Here is a 24597-nt window from a genome sequence, read left to right on the forward strand (position 1 = left end):
GCGACAGAGACTCCCCCTAGTATGGGGTAGAGCCCCAATGTGCCGAGAAAGCACGTGATGATGGTCGGTGTGAGAGGATTCGAACCTCCGACCCCTTCCTCCCGAAGGAAGTGCGCTACCAGGCTGCGCTACACACCGAGTGACAGGCTTGCTGAGCCGCGAATCATACCAAAGCCGTCGCGGACCGCCAACGACCACTTCTGCTATTATTCGACAGCGTTGTCAGCCATTGTCGTTTAAAGGTCAACCATTTGGATCCAATCACCCAGGGCCTCGCCGGCGCCGCCCTGCCGCAGTCGGTCGCGCGTCGGAAAACCGTGGCGATTGCCGGCCTGCTCGGCTTTCTCGCCGGCATGACACCGGATCTTGACGTCCTGATCCGCTCCGATAATGATCCGCTGCTGTTCCTCGAGTATCACCGCCAGTTCACCCACTCGCTGATATTCATCCCGCTGGGTGGACTGATCTGTGCGCTGCTGCTGCATCCCCTGCTGGCACGTCGCCAGGGGCTGGCATTCAAATCCACCTGGATATTCTGCACCCTGGGCTACGCGACTCACGGCCTGCTGGACGCCTGTACCACCTACGGCACGTTGCTGTTCTGGCCGTTTTCAGATGTGCGTATTGCCTGGAACACCATCTCCATCATCGATCCGCTGTTCAGCCTGCCCATTCTCGCCTTTCTCATCACCGGCACGCTGCGCAAGCGGCCGGCCTGGGCACGCCTCGCCATGATCTGGGGTCTCGCCTACCTGTGCCTGGGCATCTGGCAGCGCGACGTTGCCCGCGACCTCGGCGCGGCGATCGCCATCACACGCGGTCACACACCGCTGGAGCTGGATGCGAAACCCAGCTTTGGCAACATCCTGGTGTGGAAAATCGTCTACCGAACGGAAGAGCGCTTTTACGTAGACGCGGTTCGCACGGGCCCCAATCCCCGAATCTACCCCGGAGAAAGCCTGCCGGTGCTCGATATTGACCGCGATCTCCCCTGGCTGGACCCGCAGTCGCAGCAGGCGAGAGACATCGAGCGTTTCCGCTGGTTCAGCATGGGCTATATCACCCAGGACCCCGACAACCCAAACCGTATTATCGACATACGCTACTCGCTGCTGCCAAACGAGATGAAAGCCCTCTGGAGCATCCAGCTCGACCCGGCAGCGGGCCCCGGGGATCATGCGGATTACCGCACCCACCGGGGGGACAGCAAAGCGGCGCTGGCCAGCCTTTGGCGGCTGATCAGCGCACCGTAAGTACGACACTGCGCCAGGCGTCGGTCTCCGACGCGGGTTCACCCAGACAGGGCAGTGAGACGGCGACGCATGCCAGAGAAGAGCTGTTTCAGCTCAGCCAGATACGATAGTGCTTTGGCCCTTTTTCAAAGCTCATGATTTCGCGGGGAGAGACGCCACGGGCCCGGATATCTTCCATGATGGCCGGCAGATCCCAGTCGCTGGATTCCCGCAGATAGACCAGCGTCTCTTCCGGGATGAGCTCTTCCAGCCGCAGCACGGCTTCTGCGGGCATGGACAGATCCACAACAGTCTCATGGCCCTGCGACACTTTCACCCGCAGATGATCCGCGAGTCGCACCGAGGAAATAATCTGCCGGGCCATGGCAGCGGTTTCGGGGCTGACTGCCGGAATCGCCATGTCCCGAGCCTCGGCAATCAGCGCCGGGGGTAGGACTTCCTGCATCACTTCCCACCAGGACAGGCCGGTCCGAAGCTCGTGAATCTGCTGGGTCAGCCCAAAAAAACTGCGCAGCAATAAAATGTGCGACGGTGGACCCGACGCCCGGAACCACCAGCGATTTTCACCGAGCAGACTCTCGAAGCGCGCCTTGAAGTTCCAGTGCTGGATAAAGAACTTCTGGTCCTGCTTGAAGGGCGAGAACAGGATGTGAGCCAGGGTGCCGAGAGCACCCGAAATCAGCGCCAGCTTCCCGGCGTCAAATCCCATCGCGGCGAAGGCGTTGAGCGCGTTCAGGTCCTCACCCTCGCGCACCGCGATAATGGTCCTCAGCAGGGCCAGCCGCTCGGCTCTGGCGACCGGCACCGTGCAGCCAAAATCCATGAGCACCACCTCGGGGGAACCATCAGCCCGCTTGCGAAACGCATAGTTGCCAGCATGTGGGTCGCCGTGAACCTCGCCAACCCCGATCATGCTGGCGAGCAGTGTACCGAGCAGGATCCGTGCGATCCCGGATCGTGCCTGCTGGGGCCAGCCAGCCGCCTGCGACAGCGGTACGCCGCTCTCCCAGGCCTGCGTCAGCACCCGCGCTGTGGTCAGCTCGGTAAAGACCCGAGGCACCACGAGGCCCGGCACGCGCACCGCTTCCCGGAACCGTGTCTGGCGCTCTGCTTCATTCCGGTAATCCAGCTCCCGCGCCATGTTCGCTTTCAGCGCCCGTTTGTAGCCCTCGAGGTCGAAGCCCCATTTGCGCACAGGGCCAACGCCGGGCATCAGGCCAAACAGGCGCATTTCGGCATCAATGGCTCCGGCAATAAAAGGGTATTGAACCTTCACCGCAACATCAGTGCCGTCCAGCAGTTTCGCGCGATGCACCTGCCCGAGCGAGGCCGCGTGCCCGGATTCATGAATCTCCGCGAAAACCTGCTCGATGGGTTGACCAAGCTCCGCCTCGATGACGGGCAGCATCTCGGCCAGGGGCAGCGGCTCGATACTCTGCACCAGATCCCTGAAGGCTTCGCCGTTTTCGCCGGCGGCCATCAGCTGACCGAACTTCATGGTCACACCACGGGAATCAGCGAACATCGTTGCCAGGGCACGACGCGCCTTTTCACGAGTCTCCTGATCGTCGGCCTTTCTGAGATTACGGGCCGCCATGCCGATTCTGGCAACGCGAACACCCCGACCAATGACATTGGAAGTCGACATCTGGGCTCAGCGCCGAGCCAGCGTATCGCGCCAGGCCGACTCGAACGCGGTTTCGGGAAAATGGGTCTGCGCAGCGACGCGCTCCCGGGGGGCAAAATAGTCGATGTATTGAGACGTCCAGTGATCCCAAAGTCGCGGATCATCACGCCCCCAATCCCGGTAACAGGCCTTCAGCGCATCGAAGATTTCCGGCGCCGGGGCCACATCGGCGATTGGCACGGTGGCCTCGTACAGTGGCGGTCCCTTGCCCCGATACGGGTCCACATACACGGTCACCCGCTGCGGCGCAGACACGGTGTCGCCCGTGACGTCGGCCTCGAAAACGATGTCCAGTCTGTCGCGATGGCGCCGCTTCGCATTGACACGGCCGAAGCTCAGTATGACGCCCTCGCGCAGGCCGCTTTCGGCCTCAGCCTCATGGAAGAAGAGAAAACCCATCAGGCGGTCTCGCGCCGCCGGCTGATCTGACAACAGCTCGTCGATGAATGTCTGAACCTCGGCGTCAAAGGCAAAAACCGGCGCGGCGAGCACAGCGCGCGCGTAGCCTGCCATATCTCCATCGTTGCGGCAGTCCAGTCGATAGCTCTGGAAGGTTCGTATGCCGTACTTGTTCCAGGGGCGTGACCAGCCTATCTTTCTCGCCGCACGGTAAGCCTCGAAGGCATTCATGATTCTTCGCAGCACGGCCGGTGGCTGTGAGCGCCTGTTAAGCGTGGTCATCGCCTCCCGGTAGGCATCACCATTTTTGATTTCGTAAGCGACTGCTCCACGCATGCGCCGGCCCCCCCCGATCTGTGTCTTTCAGGCGTCCGAGTTTACGCGCGCTTGTGGTGCGGTCAAACAGAATGCCCAGGAAGGCGACATTTGCCCGCAGGAGGCGCCCCGCAAACGCCAGAATCGACGAATTTGCGCGCATAGTCTGGATCGGTCTAAAGACGCCAGCAAAAGCCTTAAGCACTATATATAGTATTGACATGGAATATTTTCTCTAAATACGGTGTCTAGCTATTGCGGTCACCCCTGACCTTGCCGCAGACTACGTCCTCGCAACAATCATCGCTACCGTGGAGGCACAGCCCAATGGGAGAAGCCGTACAGGCCCTGACGGCCGGACTGGACATCGATCTGCAGCCGGCATCGCTGGACATCTGGGACAAGAAGTACCGACTCAAGGATCGCGCAGGCTCGCCTGTCGACAGGGAAATCATCGACACCTACAAGCGCGTCGCCCGTGCACTGGCTGACGCCGAGGACAGCGACGACAAGCGCAAGCAGTGGTACCAGCGCTTTGTCTGGGCACTGCAGAACGGCGCCCTGCCCGCCGGCCGCATTATCTCCAATGCCGGCGCCCAGGCCTACAAGCCCGCCACCTCCACCATCAACTGCACGGTTTCCGGCTCCATTGTCGATTCCATGGACGATATCCTGAACAAGAACCACGAGGCCGGCATGACCCTGAAGGCGGGCTGCGGCATCGGCTACGAGTTCTCCACGCTGCGCCCCCGGGGTGCCTACGTCAGCGGGGCAGGTGCGTATACCTCCGGCCCGCTGTCGTTCATGGATATCTACGACAAGATGTGTTTCACGGTGTCCTCCGCCGGCGGCCGCCGCGGCGCGCAGATGGCAACCTTCGACATCAACCATCCGGACGTACTCGACTTCATCCGCGCCAAGCGCGAGAACGGCCGCCTGCGCCAGTTCAACCTCAGCCTGCTGATCACCACCGAGTTCATCGAGGCGGTGAAGGCCGGTACCGACTGGCCACTGAGCTTCCCGATGACGGAGAAGGAGGCCACGGAATCCGGCTTCGACCTGAACGATCCGACCCAGGTGGTCTGGCGCCCGTTCCCCGTAAAGAAGGATTACCTGTGCAACGACACCGGCGATGTCGCCTGCCGCGTGTACAAGACGGTCCCGGCGCAGCGCCTGTGGGACATGATCATGGCCTCCACCTACGACTTCGCCGAGCCGGGATTCATCCTGATCGACAAGGTCAATGAAATGAACAACAACTGGTGGCAGGAGAGCATCCGCGCCACCAACCCCTGCGTAACCGCTGATATCTGGGTGCAGACTGCCGAGGGGCCGCAGCAGGTCGCTGACCTGGTCGGCCAGCCTTTCCAGGCGCGGGTCGATGGCGAGGATCACGCCAGCGGTGCCGAGGGCTTTTTCCGCACCGCCACCAAGGACGTGGTTCGCCTGCAGACCCGTGAAGGACACGCCCTGCGGCTGACGAGCGATCACCGCGTTCGTCGCGTTTCCACGCTCACCCGCTGGCGTCTGGAAACGGAATGGTGTGAGGCAGGCCAGCTGCGCGCCGGTGACCAGGTATTGCTGAACAATCACCGGGATGCCGCCACCTGGGCGGGTCGCTACGGATTTGACGAGGGCTATCTCACGGGCCTGCTGATTGGCGATGGCACGCTGCAGGAAGACAAGGCCGTGCTGTCAGTCCGGACACAGGCTGCAGCCGTCAACGACAGCGGCACCAGCGACGGGACCGACGGGATCATGGCGGCGGCGCTGGCCGCAGCGCAACGCCTGCCCCAACACTCCGACCTTGCCGGCTGGCAGAAAGTCGGCGGCAGTCACGACTACAGCCTGGCGACCGGCGCATTGCGCGAGCTCGCAGCAGAGCTCGGCATGGCGCCCGAGCGCCAGCACATTACACAGAAGGCAGAGCGCAGCTCCAGCGATTTCCACCGCGGCCTGCTGCGCGGCCTGTTCGACGCCAGGGGTTTTGTGGGCGGTGATGGCTTTGTTGGCAGCGAAGGCTTTGTCCAGGGCAATCGCAAGCAGGGTGTCAGCATCCGCCTGTCGCAGTCCAGTCTTACCACGCTGAAAGCCGCACAGCGCATGCTTTTGCGCCTGGGAATCAACTCCACGCTGCACCGGGAGGAGCGCCAGCCCGAGGGCGAGGCGCAGCTGTCAGGCGGTCACGACGGCTCGGCGAACCCTGCCGCAGCGGAAACGCACGAACTGGTGATATCCGGCGACAATATCGCCACCTATGCCGAGTCCGTGGGCTTTGCCGACACGGCCAAGCAGGACCTTCTGGAGCAGGCCCTGGCGGGCTACCCCCGACAGCTCAGCCGCGAGCGTTTTGTCGCCACCGTTGCCGGCGTCCAGGCCGATGGCGTTGAGGACGTGTTCGACGTGCAGGTTCCCGGCATCAACACCTTTGACGCCAACGGCCTGCATGCGCACAACTGCGGTGAGCAGCCCCTGCCCCCCTACGGCAGCTGCCTGCTGGGCTCCATCAACCTGACCAAGCTGGTGCTGGACCCGTTCACCGACAAGGCGCGCTTTGACTGGGATCGCTATCGCGAGGTGGTTGCGGTATTCACCCGCATGCTCGACAACGTGGTAGAGATCAACGGCCTGCCGCTGCCCGAGCAGCGCCACGAGATCACTTACAAGCGACGCCACGGCATGGGCTTTCTGGGCCTGGGCTCCACGCTGACCATGCTCGGCATGCGCTACGGCGATGACGAGTCGGTGGAGTTCACCGAGGAAGTCTCCCGGGAGATGGCCATCACCGGCTGGCAGCAGGCGCTGGAACTGTCGCGGGAAAAGGGTGCCGCGCCGATCATGGACGACACCTTCGAAGTCACTCCCGCCATGCTGGAACTGCGCCCGGAAATGGTTGCCGACGGCATCAAGGCCGGTGACAAGCTGCCCGGCAAGGTACTGCACGCGCGCTACAGCCGCTACATGCAGCGCGTTGCCGAGGTGGCGCCGGAACTGGTGGAAGAGCTTGCCGCCGAGGGCGCGCGCTTCACCCACCACTCATCCATCGCGCCCACCGGCACGATTTCCCTGTCGCTGGCCAACAACGCCAGCAACGGCATCGAGCCCAGCTTTGCGCATCACTATTCGCGCAACGTCATTCGCGAGGGCCGCAAGAGCAAGGAAAAGGTGGATGTGTTCTCCTTCGAGCTGCTCGCCTATCGCGAGCGCATCAACCCCCGGGCCATGCCCTACACCGAGGACGCGGCAGAGCAGCTGCCGGATTATTTCTCGGTGGCGGACGATGTCACGCCCAAGCAGCACGTGGATATCCAGGCAGCGGCACAGAAATGGGTGGACTCCTCCATCTCCAAGACCGCCAACGTGCCCACGGACTACCCGTTCGAGGACTTCAAGAACATCTACCTGTACGCCCACGAGAAGGGACTGAAAGGCTGCACCACCTTCCGCTTCAACCCGGAAGCCTTCCAGGGGGTACTGGTGAAGGAATCCGACCTGGAGAACACCCGCTACCAGTTCACGCTGGAAGACGGCTCCACGGTGGAAGTGAACGGCAATGAGGAAGTCGAATACGACGGCGAGATGCACTCCGCCGCCAACCTGTTCGACGCGTTGAAAGAAGGCTACTACGGCAAATTCTGAAGGCCGGGGAGAGACACATGGCAGTCAAGATCGACGGCAAGATCGTCAGTTACAAGGTTCTCGAGAAGGAAGATCCGGCTGCGGTGGTGGATACCGCCGCGCCGGCCAACGAAGAAGGTGATGTCGTGCACATGCACGAGTCCTTCCAGCGCCCAGAGCGCCTGGTGGGGTCCACCTACAAGGTGAAAACACCGATGTCGGAGCATGCGCTGTATATCACCGTGAACGATGTCATTCTCAATGAGGGCACCGAGCACGAACTGCGGCGGCCATTCGAGGTGTTCATCAACTCCAAGAACATGGAGCACTTCCAGTGGGTGGTTGCGCTGACGCGGCTGATCTCGGCGATTTTCCGCAAGGGCGGGGATGCGACCTTCCTGGTGGAGGAACTGAAAGCGGTATTCGACCCCCGCGGCGGCTACTTCAAGAAGGGTGGCGTATTCATGCCCTCGATCGTGGCCGAGATCGGCTACGCCATCGAGGATCACATGAAGCACATCGGCCTGATCGAGAGCAAACTCGACCGGCACCAGCAGGACTTTCTCGAACAGAAGCGCCGGGAAATGGGTGGAGCCGATGTAAAAAAGCCACAGGGCGCTGAGGAGGAGCAGACCGAGTCCGATTTCCCTCCCAGCGCCAGCCTGTGCATGAAGTGCCATACCAAGGCCGTAGTGCTGATGGATGGGTGCATGACGTGTTTGAACTGTGCGGATTCGAAATGCGGTTGAGACACGCCTGACCCGGGGCGGCGCCGACGCCCCGCCAGCTCCGCCCCTTGCCGAAATCATCACGAAACGCCACTGACCGCATGCCGCAAAAACCATCTGCGAGCTGTACAAGGCCCATCCGGTCGGTCTCCAGGACCCGGACTGGCTAATATCCCAATGCCTTTGTTCCTCGCGCCCTATATAACCTGAAAGCGCGGAAACGTCACTTCGCATCAAGGTCGGACACCCTCGGGTTCAACACTGCCGACATAGCAGGCAGTTTCGTTCCTGCAGCACTTGGAGGGCGGAAGCCTCCGCATTCGCTCCGGCATCGTGGTTGCCGGGTTGGCTGTACGTACGCTGCAATAAAACAGTAAGGGCAGTTGGCGGTTACACCGCCACTAGCTTAAACGTTGGCAGTACTTCATCCACACCGCTAATCGCGGATCCCAATCATTCAGATGAGGAAGATCGGTTCATTTTGCTAGGCACCAGTATTCACTCTCGCCTGTTGGTTGTTTGTCACTGCGTAAGGTCGGGAGAGACTATACCGATTGTTTCGGCGCGCAGGGCTGATAAGCGAGAGAGAAAGGTTTATGAGGGATACCGACATGCGTGATCACTACGATTTTTCGACTTCAGTCAAGAATCCATACGCCAAGAAGCTAAAAAAACAAGTCACGATTCGGCTGGACGAAGATACCATCGAATACTTCAAGAATCTTGCTGAGGAAAAAGGCCTTCCTTATCAGAGTCTAATTAATTTGTATCTTCGTGATTGTGCTCAATCGCATAAGGATCTCAAGCTGGAGTGGCAGTAACTGTTAACAAGGCCAGACACAGCGACGGCTTTTCCGTCTCGGCTGCGCCTTCAATACAAAACCGCGCGGGCTGGCGGCGTTATTGAGCGCTGCCACCAAGGAGTCGAGTAATGGAGTTCACGACAAGTCAGGCGCATCGATCAAGGAATCCGACCTCAGGAGTTTTGCGTGGCTTATATCTTAGCGGCTCCATTCCTGGTGGCGTTTATAACCCAAAAACGTCTCCGCGGAGACGTGACTTCGTCTTCCAGAGTCCTGCCTGACGCGGTATATGCCAGAGAGTACAAAATCGAGCGCGGCTCCAGGCGTGCTCTGTGCAGAGCCTGCTGCCAGGCAGCAGGCTCGATCGCCGATCCTGCTCCGGCCAGAACAGCAACCGTACGAACACGAGCATGAATGGTAAAATCCTGACTGAGGTGTTCGATAAGAAAACCATGCGGGTCATTTTTCAATGAAACACGACAATTACCTGAAAACCGAGCTGTATGAGCAAATCAGGAAAGATGACGACCTCTTTGACTTCATTCAGGACACCTGCCTTGATGGCCTGTGGTACTGGGATCTGGAACACCCGGAAAACGAATGGATGAATGCGCGTTTCTGGCGCGTGCTGGGGTATGACCCCGACGAAATGCCGGATTCACCGGACGCCTGGCAGGGGATCGTCAATGAAAGCGATCTTGCTGCCACCACCGAAAACTTCAACCGGCATCTGGAGAACGGGAACTATCCGTTTGACCAGACCATAAGATACCGACACCGGGATGGCAGCACCGTCTGGATCCGCTGCCACGGGAAAGCGATTCGCGACAGCAACGGCAAGCCGCTGAGAATGCTCGGTGTGCACAAGGATGTCACCGAATTCAAGGCGGCGGAAAACAAGCTGACCAAGGCCGTCGAACAGACACGGCAGAATGTCATTGACCTCGAAAAAACGACGACGCTGCTCAATTACGCACAACAGGTATCGAACATTGGTGCCTGGGAACTTGATATCGCGACCGGGGAGACATCCTGGACCGATCAGGTATATGCGATTCATGAAGTCGAAAAAGACTTTGATCACAACCGCGTGAACGGTACCGCGTTCTATCATCCTGAAGATCAGCCTGTTATCAACGCAGCTGTCGCCAGGGCCATCACCGATGGGACTCCGTTTGATGTCATCTGCAGGTTTATCACCGCCAGGGGCAACCACCGCTGGGTGCGTGCCTCTGGCTCGCCAATCCTGTCGCAAGGCGAAATCTCCCGTTTATTCGGAATGATTCAGGACGTGACCGCAGAAAAAGAGGCGGAGAGAGAGCGGCAGATTCTGACGGAACGCCTGGCCCTGGCTACGGAATCCGCCGGCCTCGGCATCTGGGACTATGACGTGAGCAGTGGCCATCTTGAGTGGGACGAGGGTATGTTCCGTCTTTTTGGGGCGGATCCGGCCAATTTTGGCAACCGCTTTGAAGATTTCGAGCGTCAGTTGGTGGGAGAGTCCCGCTACCAGACCGTGAGCCGGTTCCAGGCAGCCCTCATGTCGGGCACTGAGTTTGAGACCAAGCTGCTGATACGTCGCGCTGATGATGGTGCCCTGCGCACGCTGGGCGGCCAGGGCACAGTCATCCGCGACAGTGCGGGGGCAGCGGTGCGCGTGGTCGGTATCAATCAGGATATCACCGCGGATGAGGACAATCGCAGCCGACTCGCCGCAGAAGAGGCAAAATTCAGGGGGCTGTTCGAGCTGTCACCGGTGGGTATTGCCATGAATGACTACGCCACGGGGGAGTTTCTTGAGTTCAATAACGCCGTCATCGCACCTACCGGCTACACGCGAGAAGAATTCAAGACCCTGAGCTACTGGCAAGTGACGCCCGAGAGCTACCTGGCGGAAGAACAGAACGCGCTCTTGTCCCTGGAGCGGACGGGGCACTACGGCCCATTCGAAAAGGAGTACATCCGCAAGGACGGCTCGCGCTACCCGGTTCTGCTGCATGGTTTCAAGACGACATCAGCAGAAGGTCGCAAAGTCATCTGGTCCATTATCCAGGATATCTCCGAGCAGCGTGCCGCCTACGAGGCCGTGCGCGTTGCCAAAGAACGTTTCGGCGGTATCTTCGAGCAAACAGGGAGTGGCGTCGCCGTTTATCGCCCCACCGACGACGGCTCGGATTTTATCTTCATCGACTACAATCCTGCAGCTGCCCAGATTGACCGCCTCGAACGTGATACGGTCCTGGGACGACGCCTTACCGACTGTTTTCCAGCTGCCAGTGAAATGGGGCTGCTGCAGGCCCTGCAAAGGGTGGCACTCACCGGCGAGGCAGAAAAGCTTCCCGTTGCCGAATACAGAGACGAGCGCATTCTGGGTTGGCGGGAAAACCGTATTTTCCGGCTCTCGTCCGGAGAGGTGGTTGCGGTTTATGATGATCTGACAGAAATCAAACAAGCGCAGCAGCTTTCAGAGGACGCGTTGCGATCCGCGGAACGGGCCAACCAGGCCAAAAGCGACTTCCTGGCCAACATGAGCCACGAAATCCGGACGCCGATGAACGCGATTATCGGACTGAGCCAGCTTCTACAGCAAACGCGCCTGGATGAAAAACAGTTTGATTATCTGAACAAGATCCACAACGCATCGCGGATGCTGCTTGGCATTCTCAACGACATCCTCGACTTTTCAAAAATCGAGGCAGGACGCCTGGAGCTGGAGTCCCGCGCCTTTGACCTGCATGATACGGTTGACCAGGTGGCCGTGATGTTTGGCGGTACCGCCAACGCCGCAAAGCTGGAATTCATCTACAACATTCAGCCCGACCTTCCCGCCTGTCTGGTCGGGGATTCCCTGCGCCTGTCCCAGGTGCTGACAAATCTTCTCAGTAATGCCTTCAAGTTTACCGAGGAGGGCGGACTCGTCGAGCTTGGCATCCATAGCGTCCGACCTGTGTCCGATGGCAACGCGAGGCTGCGCTTCAGCGTTCGCGACACCGGTATTGGCATCAGCGAAGACGCACAATCCAGACTGTTCAAGGCGTTCAGCCAGGCTGATAGTTCGACCACCCGTCGCTACGGTGGATCCGGACTGGGGCTGGTCATCAGCCGGCGACTGGTGGAAGCCATGGGAGGAGAATTGCGGGTAAGCTCGCGGCCCGGCGAAGGAAGCCGGTTCTACTTCACCCTGGATATGGATGTCGCGCCCGGGGCCGGATCGTCGAGAGACTGCGTGAGGCTGCAGGGGCGCCGCACACTGATTGTCGACGATCAGCCGGACAGCCGGGCGGCCATCCGCCAGTTGCTGCACCACTACGGCTGCTCCACCCATGAGGCTGACTGCGGTGAGAACGCCATTGCATCCGTCATGACTGCCGAAAAAGAAAACAGGCCCTTCGACTTCATCCTGATTGACTGGCTGATGCCGGGCGGAATGAACGGCGCCGAAACCTGTGAAAAGCTCGAACGCATGCGCTGCAGTGGCCAGCTGCGGCAAGTGCGGCCGCCACTGCTGATGGTGAGCGCTTATCAGAAAGACGAGGTCACATTACCCGACGGCGTGGCCATCGAGTTCCTGCCCAAGCCCGTCGACGCTTCCAGCCTTTACGATGCATTGATCCGCGCCGAAACGCGCGGGAAGCCAGCGCATACTCAGCCCATGCTAACTGCCAGCAAACCGCCCGACCTGGCCGGCCACGAGCTGCTACTGGTGGAGGACAATGAAATCAACCAGGAGGTGGCCCAGCTGCTGCTGGAGTCTACCGGCGCCCGCGTGCGCACGGTCAACAATGGCCTCGAGGCGGTTGAGGCTGTCAGCGAACGGACCCCCGATCTCATTTTTATGGATCTGCAGATGCCCGTGATGGATGGCTTTGAGGCCACACGGATACTGCGCCAAACCGGCTATAGCGGTCCCGTTGTCGCACTGTCAGCCGCGGTGATGGATGACGACCGGGAACGCGCGAAAGCGGCGGGAATGGATGCCCATCTGGGCAAGCCTATCGACACCCTGGAACTTTACGCGGTGTTACTTGAGCAGCTGGCAACCGTGGGGACCGCGCGCCGCCGGTCGCGGGCACCGCAGGCACAGAGTGCTGGCCGCCATGCTGACTCCAGTAAAGGACGGGGAACAGCTGATGTGCTGCCAGCGCACCTGCCCGGCTTCGACCTTGATAAGGGACTCGAAAGACTCGCGGGTAACGAGGCGCTATATGTCAGCCTTCTGCTGGACCTGCACCGAAAACTGCAAACCGACTACGCCCAGCTTGGCAGCCATTTACGATCTGGAAATACGCAGGCCGCGGGGCACCTCGCGCATGCCCTCCGCGGGGTAGCCGGCACTCTCGCCGCGGTGAGTCTGCAGAGCCTGGCGGGGGACATCGATGAGGCTCTCAAACAGGGGCAAGCCGTGGAAGAAACCCGGATTGAGGCCCTGGAGCAGGCGCTGGAAGACAGCGAACAGGCGCTCCGGGCGCTGGCGTCTGCTGAAGAGCAGACACCTTCACAGACGGGCTCGGCAGGGGCGGTGCCGGAGCTGCGGCGCCTCCTGGAAAACAGCGAGCTGGTAGAGGATGCCGTCTTGCAGGAGGCGCTGGCCTGGCTACGCAGTCACAACCACAACTGCAGTGAACTTGAAGCACAGGTGGCCCAGTTCGAGTTTGAGCAGGCCCTGCAGACACTCGACGCGATGACAATATCAACGCTGGACCGTATCCCATGAACTCGGCAGAGCCAAAAACGACTATCCTGGTCGTTGACGACGAATCCACCAACGTGCGGGCGCTGGGAAACCTGTTAAAAGACGACTACCGCATCCAGGTTGCCAACAGCGGCGAGAGGGCCCTGGCAGTCGCGCAGGGCACCGTTCAGTCGCAGCCGGACCTGATATTGCTCGATATCCAGATGCCCGGGCTGGACGGCTATGAGGTTTGCCGGCGTCTCAAGGAAAACCCGGCTACCAGTGCGATCGCCATAATCTTCGTCACGGCCCTCGATGCCATCAGCGACGAAGAGCGCGGGTTGAAACTTGGGGCCGTGGATTACATCACCAAGCCGTTCTCACCAGCCATCGTGCGTGCACGGGTCAACACGCATCTCCAGCTCAAGCGCAAGACAGACCTGCTCGAGCAACATGCCATGCTCGACGGCCTGACCGGCATTCCCAACCGACGCCTGTTCGACGAGGAGCTGGATGCCGGGATCAGGCATAGCCTGCGCGAAGGCCAGCCGCTGTCTGTCATCATGATGGATGTGGACCACTTCAAACCCTTCAACGATCACTACGGCCACGGTGAGGGGGACCACTGCCTGAGGGAGGTATCTGCGGCCTTGATCAACACGGCAAAACGTCCTGCTGACCGGGTATGCCGGTTCGGGGGGGAGGAATTCGTGGCTCTGCTGCCCAATACGGACGCCGCAGGTGCGGGAAACCTGGCGGAAAAAATGCGGGCCTGCGTCGAAGAACTTGCGATCAGGCATGCCTACTCCAGCGCTGGCCCCGTCGTCACCATCAGCCTGGGTACCGCCACCTTCGATCCAGCGGACGACGAAAATCCGTCTTCCCTGATTCAACGGGCAGACAGGGCGCTATATGAAGCAAAAAGAGCGGGTCGAAACAGGGTCCGGGAATCGCCAGCTCATTGAAGAGCGAGGGAGACCATTATCTGAGAGGTGACTTGGCACCGCTTGGACCTATAAACCGCGTCGCGGTTTGTAGGCCCGTTGCGGCAGCATTATGCGGCCTCTTTCCAGGCTCAGAGCAAGCCCTTGACATACCATAAATGGTATATATACTAAATTTAGTATGTGGGAGATCCTCGAACACAGGCGTATCGATAAAGCCTTGGCGGCGGCGCCAGCTGAGGTCCAGCAACGCTATGAAAAATGGAAAGATATTGTGAGAATCTCTGGCCCGCAGGGATTGAAACTGATCAAGGGCTTCAAAGACGAAGCGTTGTCCGGAAACTGGAAAGGTTTTCGGTCCTCTCGCTTGAGTATCCAATATAGAGTGATTTACAAGATTCAAAAAAATCAGGTGCTGGTAGAGGTTGAGCGAGTTACTCCCCATGATTACCGGAGGTAGAGAATGAGCGATTATCGTAAAGCTACTAAAAGAATTGATGTATCATCAGGCGGTTCAGTTCGTATATTGCGTGAACTTCAGGAGATGAGCCAGAATGATCTGGCAGCTGCGACCGGTATACCACAATCAACAATTTCTGCCATTGAGAACGACCGTGTTCGCCTTGGCGTGGATCGCGCAAAAGTACTCGCCAAAGCGCTGCGGTGTCATCCAGCCGTATTGGTATTTCCAGGTTGGGATGTTGAGCATGAGTCAGCCGCATAATCAGGCGCATCAATCGCCGCCTGCGGCGACTGGGACGCTCGCAAGTTCGCGTCCTTTTGCGCTGCGTTAAGGGGTGCTGAAGCGGACGCCAGCATCTGCTGCAACCAAAATTCGGATTCGTTACCCGTGTTAGTCTAGGCTATCCATAAATTACTGCAGGCTGTACTCCACAAAGCCGCTTTCCTCACCTTGAATCAGGGCCGCGCGCGGTCGCCGAATCTAAGATTCTTGTTCTTCCGGGAGTCGCAGCCCGGCTCTAACAACCTCGCTCGCGCTCCCCTCGACACTTCAAGGCGGCAAGGGCGCTTCGCGCCGGTACGCCGGAGTCGGGAATGCTCCACCAGAGCTGCCTGATTCAATCTATCGCAAACTTTATTTCAGACCTTGTCGAATCTTCTCAGTGGTCGCCGCGAATCTCTGACGCAGGGTGCATGACCCTTGTTTCACACACCTCCCGCAACACCGACGTCGCAAACGCCCCCCGATCCAGCGTAAAGCACAGCGACACGCCCTCATCCGTCAGTTCACGGCTCAGCTCCCGTACCGGCAACCGCAAACTCCGCTGCCCCGACTCAACCCGCGCCCGTTCCAGCGCCAGCTGCCAGGCGACGGGCTCGATCCCGGAGCCATCTCCGGCCAGGACGATGGCGGGGTGCACATCCATCCCCGCGCAGCGCTGACGTACCGTGTCATCGACCTCGGCAACCTCGAACACGCTGCCCGTGCCGTCAAGGTTCGCAAAATCACCCGCGACCAGCTGATTCCAGGTGCCCTCGCGAACTCGCTTCGCCAGCGCCTGGTTGAACACAAAGGATCGCACGGTGGAAATCGCCAGGCTGCGCTTCGGCCGGGGCAGACGCTTGCCCGCCGCCCAGGCATCCGCCAGCTGCAGGTTACTGCCCTGGCGCCCGAAGCGCTGCTCGCCGTAGTAGTTGGGTACGCCCTGCTCGCGAATCACCGCCAGGCGCGCCTCCAGGGCGGCGGCATCCACCGGCCCATCGCAGCGCAGCAGAATCCGAAAGGCATTGGCCCGGTGCGCGCCGCGGCGCAGCTTCCGCAGGTGTCGCTGGACATCAACGATCCGCACGCCCTCGGCGCTGAAGGCGTTCCAGTCCGGCGCGTGCCAGCGCGGCACGCTGAACCACTGCCATGTGATGGCATGGCGATCTTTTAATCCCGCATAGCCAACGTCTTTGGCCGCTACGCCGGCGTGCGCCGCCAGCTGCCGCGACATCCACTCCGTGTTGGCGCCAATCTTTTCCACCCACAGGTAATCGTGCTCGCCGTCGCCGCTGAATTCCCAGCCTAGCTGCTCCGTGACCTGAAAGTCCTGGGGCAGCGTGCGCAGGGCGGCGGCAAACAGGGCGTCACCGTGGGCGCGGGGCCACTCGGGCAGGCGGGACACCGCCACTAGCGGGCGGCCGTAAAAAGGTCAGGCATCGAAAAGGTCCGCCGTGGTGCCTTCGCTAAGGACACGCACCTCATCACCTGTCCGCAGTTCGCCGCCGCGCAATACACGACAGCACAGACCGCCGTGGCCCAGCATGGCTGCTACGCCACCGCGACCCAGGGCGGATTCCATGCGTGAGCAGGGGTGGCAGAGCGCGTTGGCTTCCAGCGTGACCTCACCGATGTCAAAGCGCTGGTGGCGCAGGGCATGCAGATTGATGCCCGAGACCACGAGATTCCGGCGCAGCAACGTGGGATCAATATCGTCCCGTCCCAGGAAGTGCGCCGTCTGGTCGATGAATTCCCGGGATATAACCGTCACCTGCCGCCCCGAGCCGGGCGTCTTTTCTACCCGGTGATCCCCCTCAAGGCCACGATCGACAATGGCCCGCGCGCTCTTGACGACCGTCATGGGTTCACGACGGGCGTTGCGCAGTCCGATCCACTCCAGACGGCCCGGGGGAAGATCCCGGGCAAAGCGATCCAGCGGGTTGGTGCGTTTGACTGACGTGACGCTCAGTACACACCCGCCCAGCGCGCCAGCACCTGACTGAACAGACTGAGTGCCGCCACAACCACCACCAGCAGAATCAGCAGGCGAATCGGCTTGAAGGGCTTGCGCTCCACCGAGTTCACCCCGCGCTTGACAAATTCATCCACTTTTTTCTGGTCTTCGGGCTTCAGGCGCGGCGTGTACTCATCATCGCGCTCGGTTGAATCACTCATTCCAGCCTCCCATGGACAATTGTCTGCTATTGTCCGCACCGCGCGGCGTCGTGTCACGTGTATTCGCCAGCAGCGCCCGGGCCGTCAGCGGACGACACGGTGCGTTATCATTCACACGACAATCTGACGGGAGAGCCATTTTGCATCCTCAAGCCACACGCGGACTCACCCTGGTATTCGGCGCCAGCGGCTATGTCGGCAGCAACCTCGTTGCCAGCCTGCGCGAACGCGAGATCCCGGTGAGAGCGGCGGCGCGCAGTGCCGATGTCCTGCTCGCCCGAGAGTGGGACCGCGTGGAACTGGTGCAGGCAGATGCGCTGGAGCCGGACAGCCTCGAAGAGGCGCTGGCAGGCGTGGAGACCGCCTACTATCTGGTCCACTCAATGGCGGCCGGACGGCATTTCGCGGCACTGGACCTTGAGGCGGCGGCAAACTTCGCGGATGCCGCGGCCAGGGCCGGCGTGAAGCGTATTGTCTACCTCGGCGGCCTGGTGCCGGATGCGGCCAGCGGCGCGCATATCACCTCGCGCAGGGAGACCGGAGAAGTGCTGCGGGCAGGCAGCGTTCCCGTCACCGAAGTCCGGGCCGGCATCATTATAGGCGCCGGCTCCGCGGCCTTCGAGGTCATGCGCGATCTGGCGCTCAACCTGCCGGTGATGATCACGCCGCGCTGGGTGCGCGCGAAATCCCCGCCGATCGCCCTGGAAAACCTGCTGCACTACCTGATCGAAGTGGCGGCGATAGACGAGACCGCCGGCGCCGTTCTGGATGCCGCCGGGCCCGAGCAGGTCAGTTATGACCAGATGATGCGCTGGGTGGCCGAGGTTGCGGGCAAGCGCGCGCCGCGCATACTCCCGGTCCCGGTGCTCACGCCGCGCCTGTCCTCCTATTGGCTTGGGCTCACGACTGCCGTGCCGGCGTCCGTGGCCCGCGCCCTGATCACCGGTCTGCGCCACGATTTCGAGGCGGACGATGCGGTGCTGCGCCGGCTCGTTCCCCAGCGGCTGCTCAGCGTGCGCGAGGCGATCGCCGCGGCGTTCGCCGCCGAGCGCGGTCATGCGGTGGCGGCGCGCTGGAACGAAGGCGCCTTCGCCCGGCGCGGCTTCCGGCACGACACCGCCTTCTACGCCAAGAAAGCCAGCGGTAGCGCCGTTGCCAACGCCTCGCCCGAGGCGGTGTGGCGGCACGTGTCGCGCATCGGCGGCAGGAATCGCTACTACTACATGAACTGGCTCTGGACCCTGCGCGAGTTCATGGACTGGTGCATTGGCGGCCCCGGATTCACCCGCGGCCGCCGCGACCCGGACCACCTGCGCCTGGGGGACATGATCGACTACTGGACCGTGATCGGCATTCGTCCCGAGGAGCACCTGGCGCTGAATTTCGGCCTGAAGGCCCCGGGCTCCGGCATCCTTGAGTTCAATCTCGAGCCCATCGGGCACGGGCAGACCCGCATCACGATTACGGCCTACTGGCACCCCCGGGGGATCTGGGGCCTCGCTTACTGGTATGTGCTGGTGCCGGCACACCTGTTTCTGTTCCGTGGCTGGAGCCATGCCATTGCGCGCAGAGCAGAAGCCGATGCCGATGCCGATGCCGATGCCGATGCCGATGCCGATATCGGTACCCAGGCCAGCCCCGCGATGGATCACAACCACCATCGAGCGCGCGGGGAATGAAGCTGCCAGGATTTATTCCGGCGGAACTCCGGGAGCTGGCCAGTTTCGTGCCCGCGAGCGGCTGGGATGCGGTGGAGTGGCGGCCGCTGCTGGCCGCCATGCGCGCCATGAGCCTGCAACTGGTGACGGGGCGCGGTGTCTCGACGCTCAGCCGGGTCACCGGCGAGGCGGCGGGCAAGGGCATCACCCTGGTGCGCGATCTGGACCAGGGCGTTCCGCTGGCTGAGGTGAGCACGTCGCGTCAGCGCAAACAGCTGGGCAATGCCCTGCTGGCGTTCTACTTCGGGCAGTGGCTTGTCGATGACGGCCTCTTCCTGGACCTGCGCCCCTCGCGCTTCGCCGCAGAGGGCAACGCACTGCTGTACCAGCCCAACGGGCTATGGATTCAACTGCGCCCCGAGTTTCGCAGCGGCATGCTGGCCCTGTACCGGTCCTTCTACAATGCCGATGACGCAGCGTTTGAGGCCGCGCTGCGACAGATGGGCATGCTGCGGCCCGAGCTGGATGACGCAGCCTCCGAGGAACTCAAGGGTCTGCTGAGGACGCATTTCGGGATGGATCAGCGCGCGCAGCATTTCCGCATCGAGGAGTTCCGCGAATCCTTCGATGACCTGTTCCGGTTTTTCGTCGCCCACGATTACAAGCTGCACAGCGACTTCGTGTTTGTCGGCTTTTACCTGATCACCCTGTACCTGGCGCTGGAAGCGCTGGGCGAGCCACTCGACACGCGAGCCATCTGTTCGCGGGCGCTGGGCTGACGCACCCAGCACCCGCGGCGCCAGGATCTAGACCGCGAACAGGGCCTCGGGCATGTCCATAAGGTTGCCGGCACCGGACAGGAGTGCCTGGCGATGCGCCTGTGCCCTGGGCAGAAGCCGGTCGAAGTAGAAACTCGCGGTCATCAGCTTGGCGTCGTAGAAGGCGGTATCATCCTCGCCCGCCGCAATTTTCGCCCGCGCCACCACGGCCATGCGCGCCCAGAAATAGGCCAGGGTCACGTAGCCGCTGTACATCAGGTAATCGACAGCGGCGGCACCGGCCTCGTCGGGGTTCTGCATCGCCTTCTCGCCGATCTGCAGTGACATTTCCAGCCACTCGTCCTTGTAGGCGGCAAGCGGCGTGATGTAGCGGGCATCCGCGTCGTCGGCGTTGGCCTGGCAGAAGTCGTCGACCAGCTGGGTGAAGCCCATCAGCAGCTTGCCGCCGGACCCGAGCACCTTGCGGCCGATCAGATCCAGCGCCTGGATGCCCGTGGTGCCTTCATAGAGCGTTGCAATGCGGGCGTCGCGAACAATCTGCTCCATGCCCCATTCGCGGATAAAGCCATGACCGCCGTAGATCTGCACACCGTGGTTGGCGGCCTCCAGGCCGACCTCCGTGACGAAGGCCTTGGCAATCGGCGTCAGCAGCGCCATGAGATCATCCGCCGCCTTGACGCGCTCGACATCGTCGGACCGGTCGACGATGTCGCCCAGCTGTGCGAGGTAATACAGCATCGCGCGGCTGCCCTCGGCGAAGGCTTTCTGCGTGAGCAGCATGCGGCGCACATCGGGGTGCACGATGATGGGGTCGGCAGGACCCTCGGGATTCTTCGGCCCTGTGAGACTGCGCATGGCGAGGCGCTCTCGCGCATACTCGAGTGCGCCCTGATAGGACAGCTCCGCATGCGCCAGACCCTGAATGGCAGTACCGATGCGCGCCGTGTTCATAAAAGTGAACATGAGGTTGAGGCCGCGATGGGGCTCACCGATGAGGTAGCCGCGGGCGCCATCGAAGTTCATGACGCAGGTCGCGGAGGCCTTGATCCCCATCTTCTTCTCGATCGAGGCACAGCGCACGGCGTTGCGCTCGCCGGCCACGCCATCCTCATCGACGTTGAATTTCGGGACCACGAAGAGCGAAATACCCTTGGTGCCCTCGGGGGCGTCGGGCAGCCGTGCGAGCACAATGTGCACGATGTTCTCCGCCATGTCGTGATCGCCGGCGGAAATGAAGATCTTGGTGCCGGTAATGGCATAGCTGCCGTCCGCCTGCGGCTCGGCCTTCGTGCGCAGCAGACCGAGATCGGAGCCACACTGGGACTCGGTAAGACACATGGTGCCCGTCCACTCACCGGCGACCAGCTTCGGCAGATAGCGTGCCTTCTGTTCATCGCTGCCGTGAGCCTCCAGGGTCTTGATGCAGCCGTGCGAAAGCCCGGGATACATCAGCCAGGACCAGTTGGCGGTGCCGATCATCTCGTTGACGGCGATGCCGAGCAGGTTCGGCATGCCCTGGCCGCCGAACTCGGGCTCTGCCGACAGGGCCGGCCAGCCATTGTCGACAAACTGGCGATAGGCCTCGGGGAATCCGGCCGGGGTTTTCACGCCGGCCTCGGACCAGCGACAGCCCTCCTCATCGCCCGACTGATTGAGCGGAGACAGGACGTTTTCGGCAAATTTCGCACCCTCCTCGATGATTGCCGTCATCAGGTCGGAGGTCGCCTCCTCGTAACCGCGCAGACCGGCGTACACCGCATCGCTGTCGAGAACGTCATTGAGCACGAACTGCATATCGCGCTGGGGGGCTTTGTACTGGGGCATGGTTGTCTCCTGCGGTCGCTGGATGCGACGGCATGTGTTCAGCGTTTACATTGGCGCAAAGTATAGCGCAAAAACCGTACACGGCAAGGCATGGCGGGTCATCCCGGCTGATGCCAGCGGGAGAGCGTGCAGAGTAAGCGCTGGCTGACGCGCTAGGCTTCGTAGAACCGGGCGCCCCGTGCAGAGGCCGGCAGGCTGTCCGGCGACGCCGCGCGCATGCCAAGGCGCTCGAGGAGCGCCATGTCTGCGTTCGAGGCGGGGTTGGGCGTGGTCAGCAGGCGCTCCCCATAGAAGATGGAGTTGGCGCCCGCCAGGAAAGCCAGCGCCTGCAGCTCGTCGCTCATGCCCTCGCGGCCTGCCGACAGGCGCACACAGGACGCCGGCATGAGAATGCGGGCCACAGCCACCGTGCGCACAAACGCAAGCGGATCGAGATCGTCCTCATCGCCAAGCGGCGTCCCCGCCACGCGCACCAGCAGGTTGATAGGCACGCTTTCCGGATGCACCGGGAGATTCGCCAGCTCCTGCAGCAGACCGACACGATCGCGCTGCGTCTCGCCCATGCCGACAATGCCGCCGCAGCAGACCTTCATGCCGGCTTCACGCACGCTGGCCAGGGTGTCCAGGCGATCCTGATAAGTGCGTGTGGTGATGACCTCGCCGTAGTGCTCGGGCGAGGTGTCGAGGTTGTGGTTGTAGTAGTCCAGACCCGCCTGTGCGAGACGCTCTGCCTGGGGCTGCGTGAGCATGCCCAGCGTCATGCAGCTCTCCAGCCCCAGCGCCTTCACGCCCTCGATCATGGCCACCAGCTGCGGCAGGTCCCGATCCTTGGGTGAGCGCCAGGCGGCACCCATGCAGAAGCGGCTCGCACCGGCCGCCTTTGCGGCTGCCGCCTCCGCGAGCACGGCATCAACATCCATCAGTGGCTCGATCTCCAGCCCCGTGTCAAAGCGCTTGCTCTGCGGGCAGTAGGCGCAATCCTCGGGGCAGGCTCCGGTTTTGATGGAAAGCAGCGTGCTCACCTGCACGGCATTGGGGTCAAAATAGGTGCGATGTACCGATTGCGCCGCAAACAGCAGGTCCATAAAAGGATGCTCGAACAAGGCCTGAATCTCGTGGCGGGTCCAGTCATGTCGCGTCGACGGCGGAGCGCTGGCAGCGATGCCGGTGGCAGGGTCAGTGTTCGTGGCGACGGTCATGTGTGATCCTCCGATGAAAGCACGCGGGATACTAACCGCGGCGGCGACCATGTCAACCTTTGATACAGAGAATGGTTGACATGCTGGGCCGCGCCCTTCTCAACGGCCTGTTTCCGCCAACCTGTCAGCTCTGCCTGCAGGTGGTGGAACGCGACATTGCCCTCTGCCGCTACTGCGAGCGGTCGCTGACACACAATCACCACCCCTGTGCCTGCTGCGCTCTGCCCCTGCGTGACCCGCACTCGGGCGAGGGCCTGTGCATTGCCTGCCAGGAAGCCAGTTTCGACTTCGACCGCGTGGTAGCACCGTTTCTGTATGACACCGCGCTGGCGCAGATGATCGGCCGCTGGAAATATGCCGGTGACCATCGGCTGACGCCGCTGCTTGGCGACCTGTGGCTGTCCCGGGCCTGCCCCGGCCCGCTGCCCGACCTGCTGGTGCCGGTGCCGCTGCACTGGCGCCGCCAGCTGCTGCGCGGATTCAACCAGGCGGAGCTTCTGGCGCGCCACCTGGTCACGCGTCACCCCCGACTGCAGGCCAGGCAGCTGCGGCCGGGGCTGTTGACGCGTCAGCGCGCGGCGCGGGTTCAGGCGGGCCTCGGCGCCAGCGGACGCGGCGAGAATGCCAGCGGCGCCTTTACTCTCAATGGGAGCTGTGACAATCTCCACGTCGCGTTAGTTGATGATGTATGCACAACCGGGGCGACTGCCGATGCGGCGTCCAGATTGCTGCGCGCCGGCGGAGCCCGCGCAGTTGATGTCTGGTGCCTGGCGCGCACCCCGGGGCCCATCCCGGGCATCGGGTAACTCTCTCGACAACGCAGGTTTTCGCATGAACAGCCATCCCTATGACGCATTGACGCCGGATGCGATTATCCAGGCCGTGGAATCCGCAGGCTTCTACAGCGATGCCCGCCTGCTGGCCCTTAACAGCTACGAAAACCGCGTCTACCAGGTCGGCATCGAGGACGCCACGCCGGTCATCGCCAAGTTCTACCGCCCCGAGCGCTGGCGACGTGAACAGATCGAGGAAGAGCACCGCTTCTCCCGGGAACTCGCGGACGCCGATATCTCGGTGGTCGCGCCGATTGCCAACGACGACGGCGAAACCCTGCATGAATTCGAGGGCTTTCTGTTTGCGCTGTTTCCCAGGCGCGGTGGCTATCCCCCCGAGCTGGATAACCTCGACAACCTGCTGGTGCTGGGGCGCACCATCGGCCGCATTCACCGGGTCGGCGCTGCCACCGCCTTCCAGCACCGACCGGTCATGCACCCCCAGGACATGCTGGTCGAAAACCGCGACTACCTGCTGGAGCGCTTCATCCCGGACTATCTTCGCGATGCCTATGCCACCCTGACCCGCGACCTGATCGATCGCATTCTGCCGCTGTGGGAGGACGTCAGGCCCGAAGATCTCATTCGGACCCACGGCGACTGCCACGTGGGCAATATTCTCTGGCGGGATGACTGTGCGCACATTGTCGACCTGGACGACTGCTGCATGGCACCCGCCATCCAGGACCTGTGGATGATGCTCAGCGGCGAGCGCCACGAACGCCAGCTGCAGCTGGCGGAGATTGTTGCCGGCTACGACGAGTTCGGCAATTTCGAGCCTAGGCAGCTGCGCTGGCTCGAGGCCCTGCGCACCATGCGCATTGTTCGCTACGCGGCGTGGCTGGCGCGGCGCTGGGACGATCCGGCGTTTCCGCGGAGTTTTCCCTGGTTCAATACCGAGCGCTACTGGGCCGATCACGTGCTGGAGCTGCGCGAACAGCTTGGCGCACTGGACGAGCCGCCGCTGCAGCTGCTCTGACGGCGCA

Annotated in this window: 20 protein-coding genes, 1 tRNA gene and 1 pseudogene; 13 read left to right on the forward strand and 9 right to left on the reverse strand. The window is 61.8% G+C overall.

The features are described from left to right. Positions 1–61: 61 nt before the first annotated feature. Positions 62–138 (reverse strand) — tRNA-Pro (locus tag EV688_RS06555). Between the two features lie 113 nt (positions 139–251). Here EV688_RS06555 and EV688_RS06560 point away from each other — a divergent pair. Beyond that, positions 252–1253: a metal-dependent hydrolase gene (locus tag EV688_RS06560; RefSeq protein ID WP_117315045.1), complete on the forward strand. Its 1002-nt coding sequence runs from the start codon at positions 252–254 to the stop codon at positions 1251–1253. A gap of 88 nt (positions 1254–1341) precedes the next feature. Here EV688_RS06560 and EV688_RS06565 read toward each other — a convergent pair whose 3' ends face one another. Further along, a complete protein-coding gene (locus EV688_RS06565; RefSeq protein WP_117315046.1) occupies positions 1342–2901 on the reverse strand; it encodes an AarF/UbiB family protein in 1560 nt (519 codons plus the stop codon). A 6-nt stretch (positions 2902–2907) separates the two neighbouring features. Continuing rightward, positions 2908–3675: a hypothetical protein gene (locus EV688_RS06570; protein ID WP_117315048.1), complete on the reverse strand. Its 768-nt coding sequence runs from the start codon at positions 3673–3675 to the stop codon at positions 2908–2910. 252 nt (positions 3676–3927) lie between these two features. On the opposite strand from EV688_RS06570, the gene EV688_RS06575 reads away from it, so the two are divergent. The 8 genes from EV688_RS06575 to EV688_RS06610 all read left to right on the forward strand — a co-directional run bounded on the left by EV688_RS06575 (position 3928) and on the right by EV688_RS06610 (position 15143). Beyond that, entirely contained in the window at positions 3928–7293 is a 3366-nt protein-coding gene (locus EV688_RS06575) for an LAGLIDADG family homing endonuclease (protein WP_420867043.1), read from the forward strand. Positions 7294–7310: 17 nt separating this feature from the next. Then, positions 7311–8021, forward strand: coding sequence for a TSCPD domain-containing protein (locus tag EV688_RS06580; RefSeq protein WP_117315052.1), 711 nt, complete (start codon positions 7311–7313; stop codon positions 8019–8021). Positions 8022–8337: 316 nt separating this feature from the next. Next, positions 8338–8619: a BrnT family toxin gene (locus EV688_RS17870; protein WP_205686491.1), complete on the forward strand. Its 282-nt coding sequence runs from the start codon at positions 8338–8340 to the stop codon at positions 8617–8619. Continuing rightward, on the forward strand, positions 8555–8821 hold the full coding sequence (locus EV688_RS06590; RefSeq protein WP_276309845.1) for a CopG family antitoxin: 267 nt from the start codon (positions 8555–8557) through the stop codon (positions 8819–8821). Before EV688_RS17870 ends, EV688_RS06590 begins: the two co-directional genes overlap by 65 nt. Positions 8822–9272: 451 nt before the next feature. Beyond that, positions 9273–13517, forward strand: a complete 4245-nt coding sequence (locus tag EV688_RS06595; protein ID WP_117315056.1) for a PAS domain-containing hybrid sensor histidine kinase/response regulator — start codon at positions 9273–9275, stop codon at positions 13515–13517. Next, the gene (locus EV688_RS06600; RefSeq protein ID WP_117315058.1) at positions 13514–14440 is read left to right on the forward strand and encodes a diguanylate cyclase domain-containing protein; all 927 of its coding nucleotides are present in this window, start codon (positions 13514–13516) and stop codon (positions 14438–14440) included. The genes EV688_RS06595 and EV688_RS06600 overlap by 4 nt, the downstream gene beginning before the upstream one ends. Positions 14441–14600: 160 nt before the next feature. After that, positions 14601–14879, forward strand: coding sequence for a type II toxin-antitoxin system RelE/ParE family toxin (locus tag EV688_RS06605; RefSeq protein WP_117315060.1), 279 nt, complete (start codon positions 14601–14603; stop codon positions 14877–14879). A gap of 3 nt (positions 14880–14882) precedes the next feature. Beyond that, on the forward strand, positions 14883–15143 hold the full coding sequence (locus EV688_RS06610) for a helix-turn-helix domain-containing protein (RefSeq protein WP_117315062.1): 261 nt from the start codon (positions 14883–14885) through the stop codon (positions 15141–15143). Positions 15144–15362: 219 nt separating this feature from the next. Here EV688_RS06610 and EV688_RS17875 read toward each other — a convergent pair. The 4 genes and pseudogenes from EV688_RS17875 to EV688_RS06630 form a co-directional block, all read right to left on the reverse strand. Continuing rightward, positions 15363–15422 (reverse strand): annotated as a pseudogene (locus tag EV688_RS17875) (type II toxin-antitoxin system ParD family antitoxin); the annotation flags it as partial. A 118-nt stretch (positions 15423–15540) separates the two neighbouring features. Beyond that, entirely contained in the window at positions 15541–16554 is a 1014-nt protein-coding gene (truD, locus tag EV688_RS06620; protein ID WP_205686492.1) for a tRNA pseudouridine(13) synthase TruD, read from the reverse strand. 21 nt (positions 16555–16575) lie between these two features. Further along, the gene (locus tag EV688_RS06625) at positions 16576–17004 is read right to left on the reverse strand and encodes an MOSC domain-containing protein (RefSeq protein ID WP_117315064.1); all 429 of its coding nucleotides are present in this window, start codon (positions 17002–17004) and stop codon (positions 16576–16578) included. A gap of 104 nt (positions 17005–17108) precedes the next feature. Next, entirely contained in the window at positions 17109–17318 is a 210-nt protein-coding gene (locus tag EV688_RS06630; RefSeq protein ID WP_117315066.1) for a DUF3094 family protein, read from the reverse strand. Positions 17319–17458: 140 nt separating this feature from the next. Between EV688_RS06630 and EV688_RS06635 the strand changes: the two genes are divergently transcribed. Then, positions 17459–18997 (forward strand): DUF2867 domain-containing protein, encoded by a 1539-nt coding sequence (locus EV688_RS06635; RefSeq protein WP_240624221.1) that lies wholly within the window; start codon positions 17459–17461, stop codon positions 18995–18997. Then, positions 18994–19755, forward strand: a complete 762-nt coding sequence (locus tag EV688_RS06640; protein WP_117315070.1) for a hypothetical protein — start codon at positions 18994–18996, stop codon at positions 19753–19755. The genes EV688_RS06635 and EV688_RS06640 overlap by 4 nt, the downstream gene beginning before the upstream one ends. 27 nt (positions 19756–19782) lie before the next feature. Here EV688_RS06640 and EV688_RS06645 read toward each other — a convergent pair whose 3' ends face one another. Both EV688_RS06645 and bioB read right to left on the reverse strand, forming a co-directional pair. Further along, entirely contained in the window at positions 19783–21579 is a 1797-nt protein-coding gene (locus EV688_RS06645; RefSeq protein WP_117315072.1) for an acyl-CoA dehydrogenase C-terminal domain-containing protein, read from the reverse strand. Between the two features lie 152 nt (positions 21580–21731). Beyond that, on the reverse strand, positions 21732–22778 hold the full coding sequence (gene bioB / locus EV688_RS06650) for a biotin synthase BioB (protein WP_117315074.1): 1047 nt from the start codon (positions 22776–22778) through the stop codon (positions 21732–21734). Positions 22779–22858: 80 nt separating this feature from the next. Between bioB and EV688_RS06655 the strand changes: the two genes are divergently transcribed. Both EV688_RS06655 and EV688_RS06660 read left to right on the forward strand, forming a co-directional pair. Further along, complete coding sequence (locus EV688_RS06655; RefSeq protein WP_131917576.1) at positions 22859–23584, forward strand: ComF family protein; 726 nt, start codon at positions 22859–22861, stop codon at positions 23582–23584. A 25-nt stretch (positions 23585–23609) separates the two neighbouring features. Continuing rightward, positions 23610–24590, forward strand: a complete 981-nt coding sequence (locus tag EV688_RS06660) for a serine/threonine protein kinase (protein ID WP_117315078.1) — start codon at positions 23610–23612, stop codon at positions 24588–24590. The last annotated feature ends 7 nt before the right edge of the window (positions 24591–24597 follow it).

The sequence above is a fragment of the Chromatocurvus halotolerans genome (assembly GCF_004340525.1).
Lineage (GTDB): Bacteria > Pseudomonadota > Gammaproteobacteria > Pseudomonadales > Halieaceae > Chromatocurvus > Chromatocurvus halotolerans.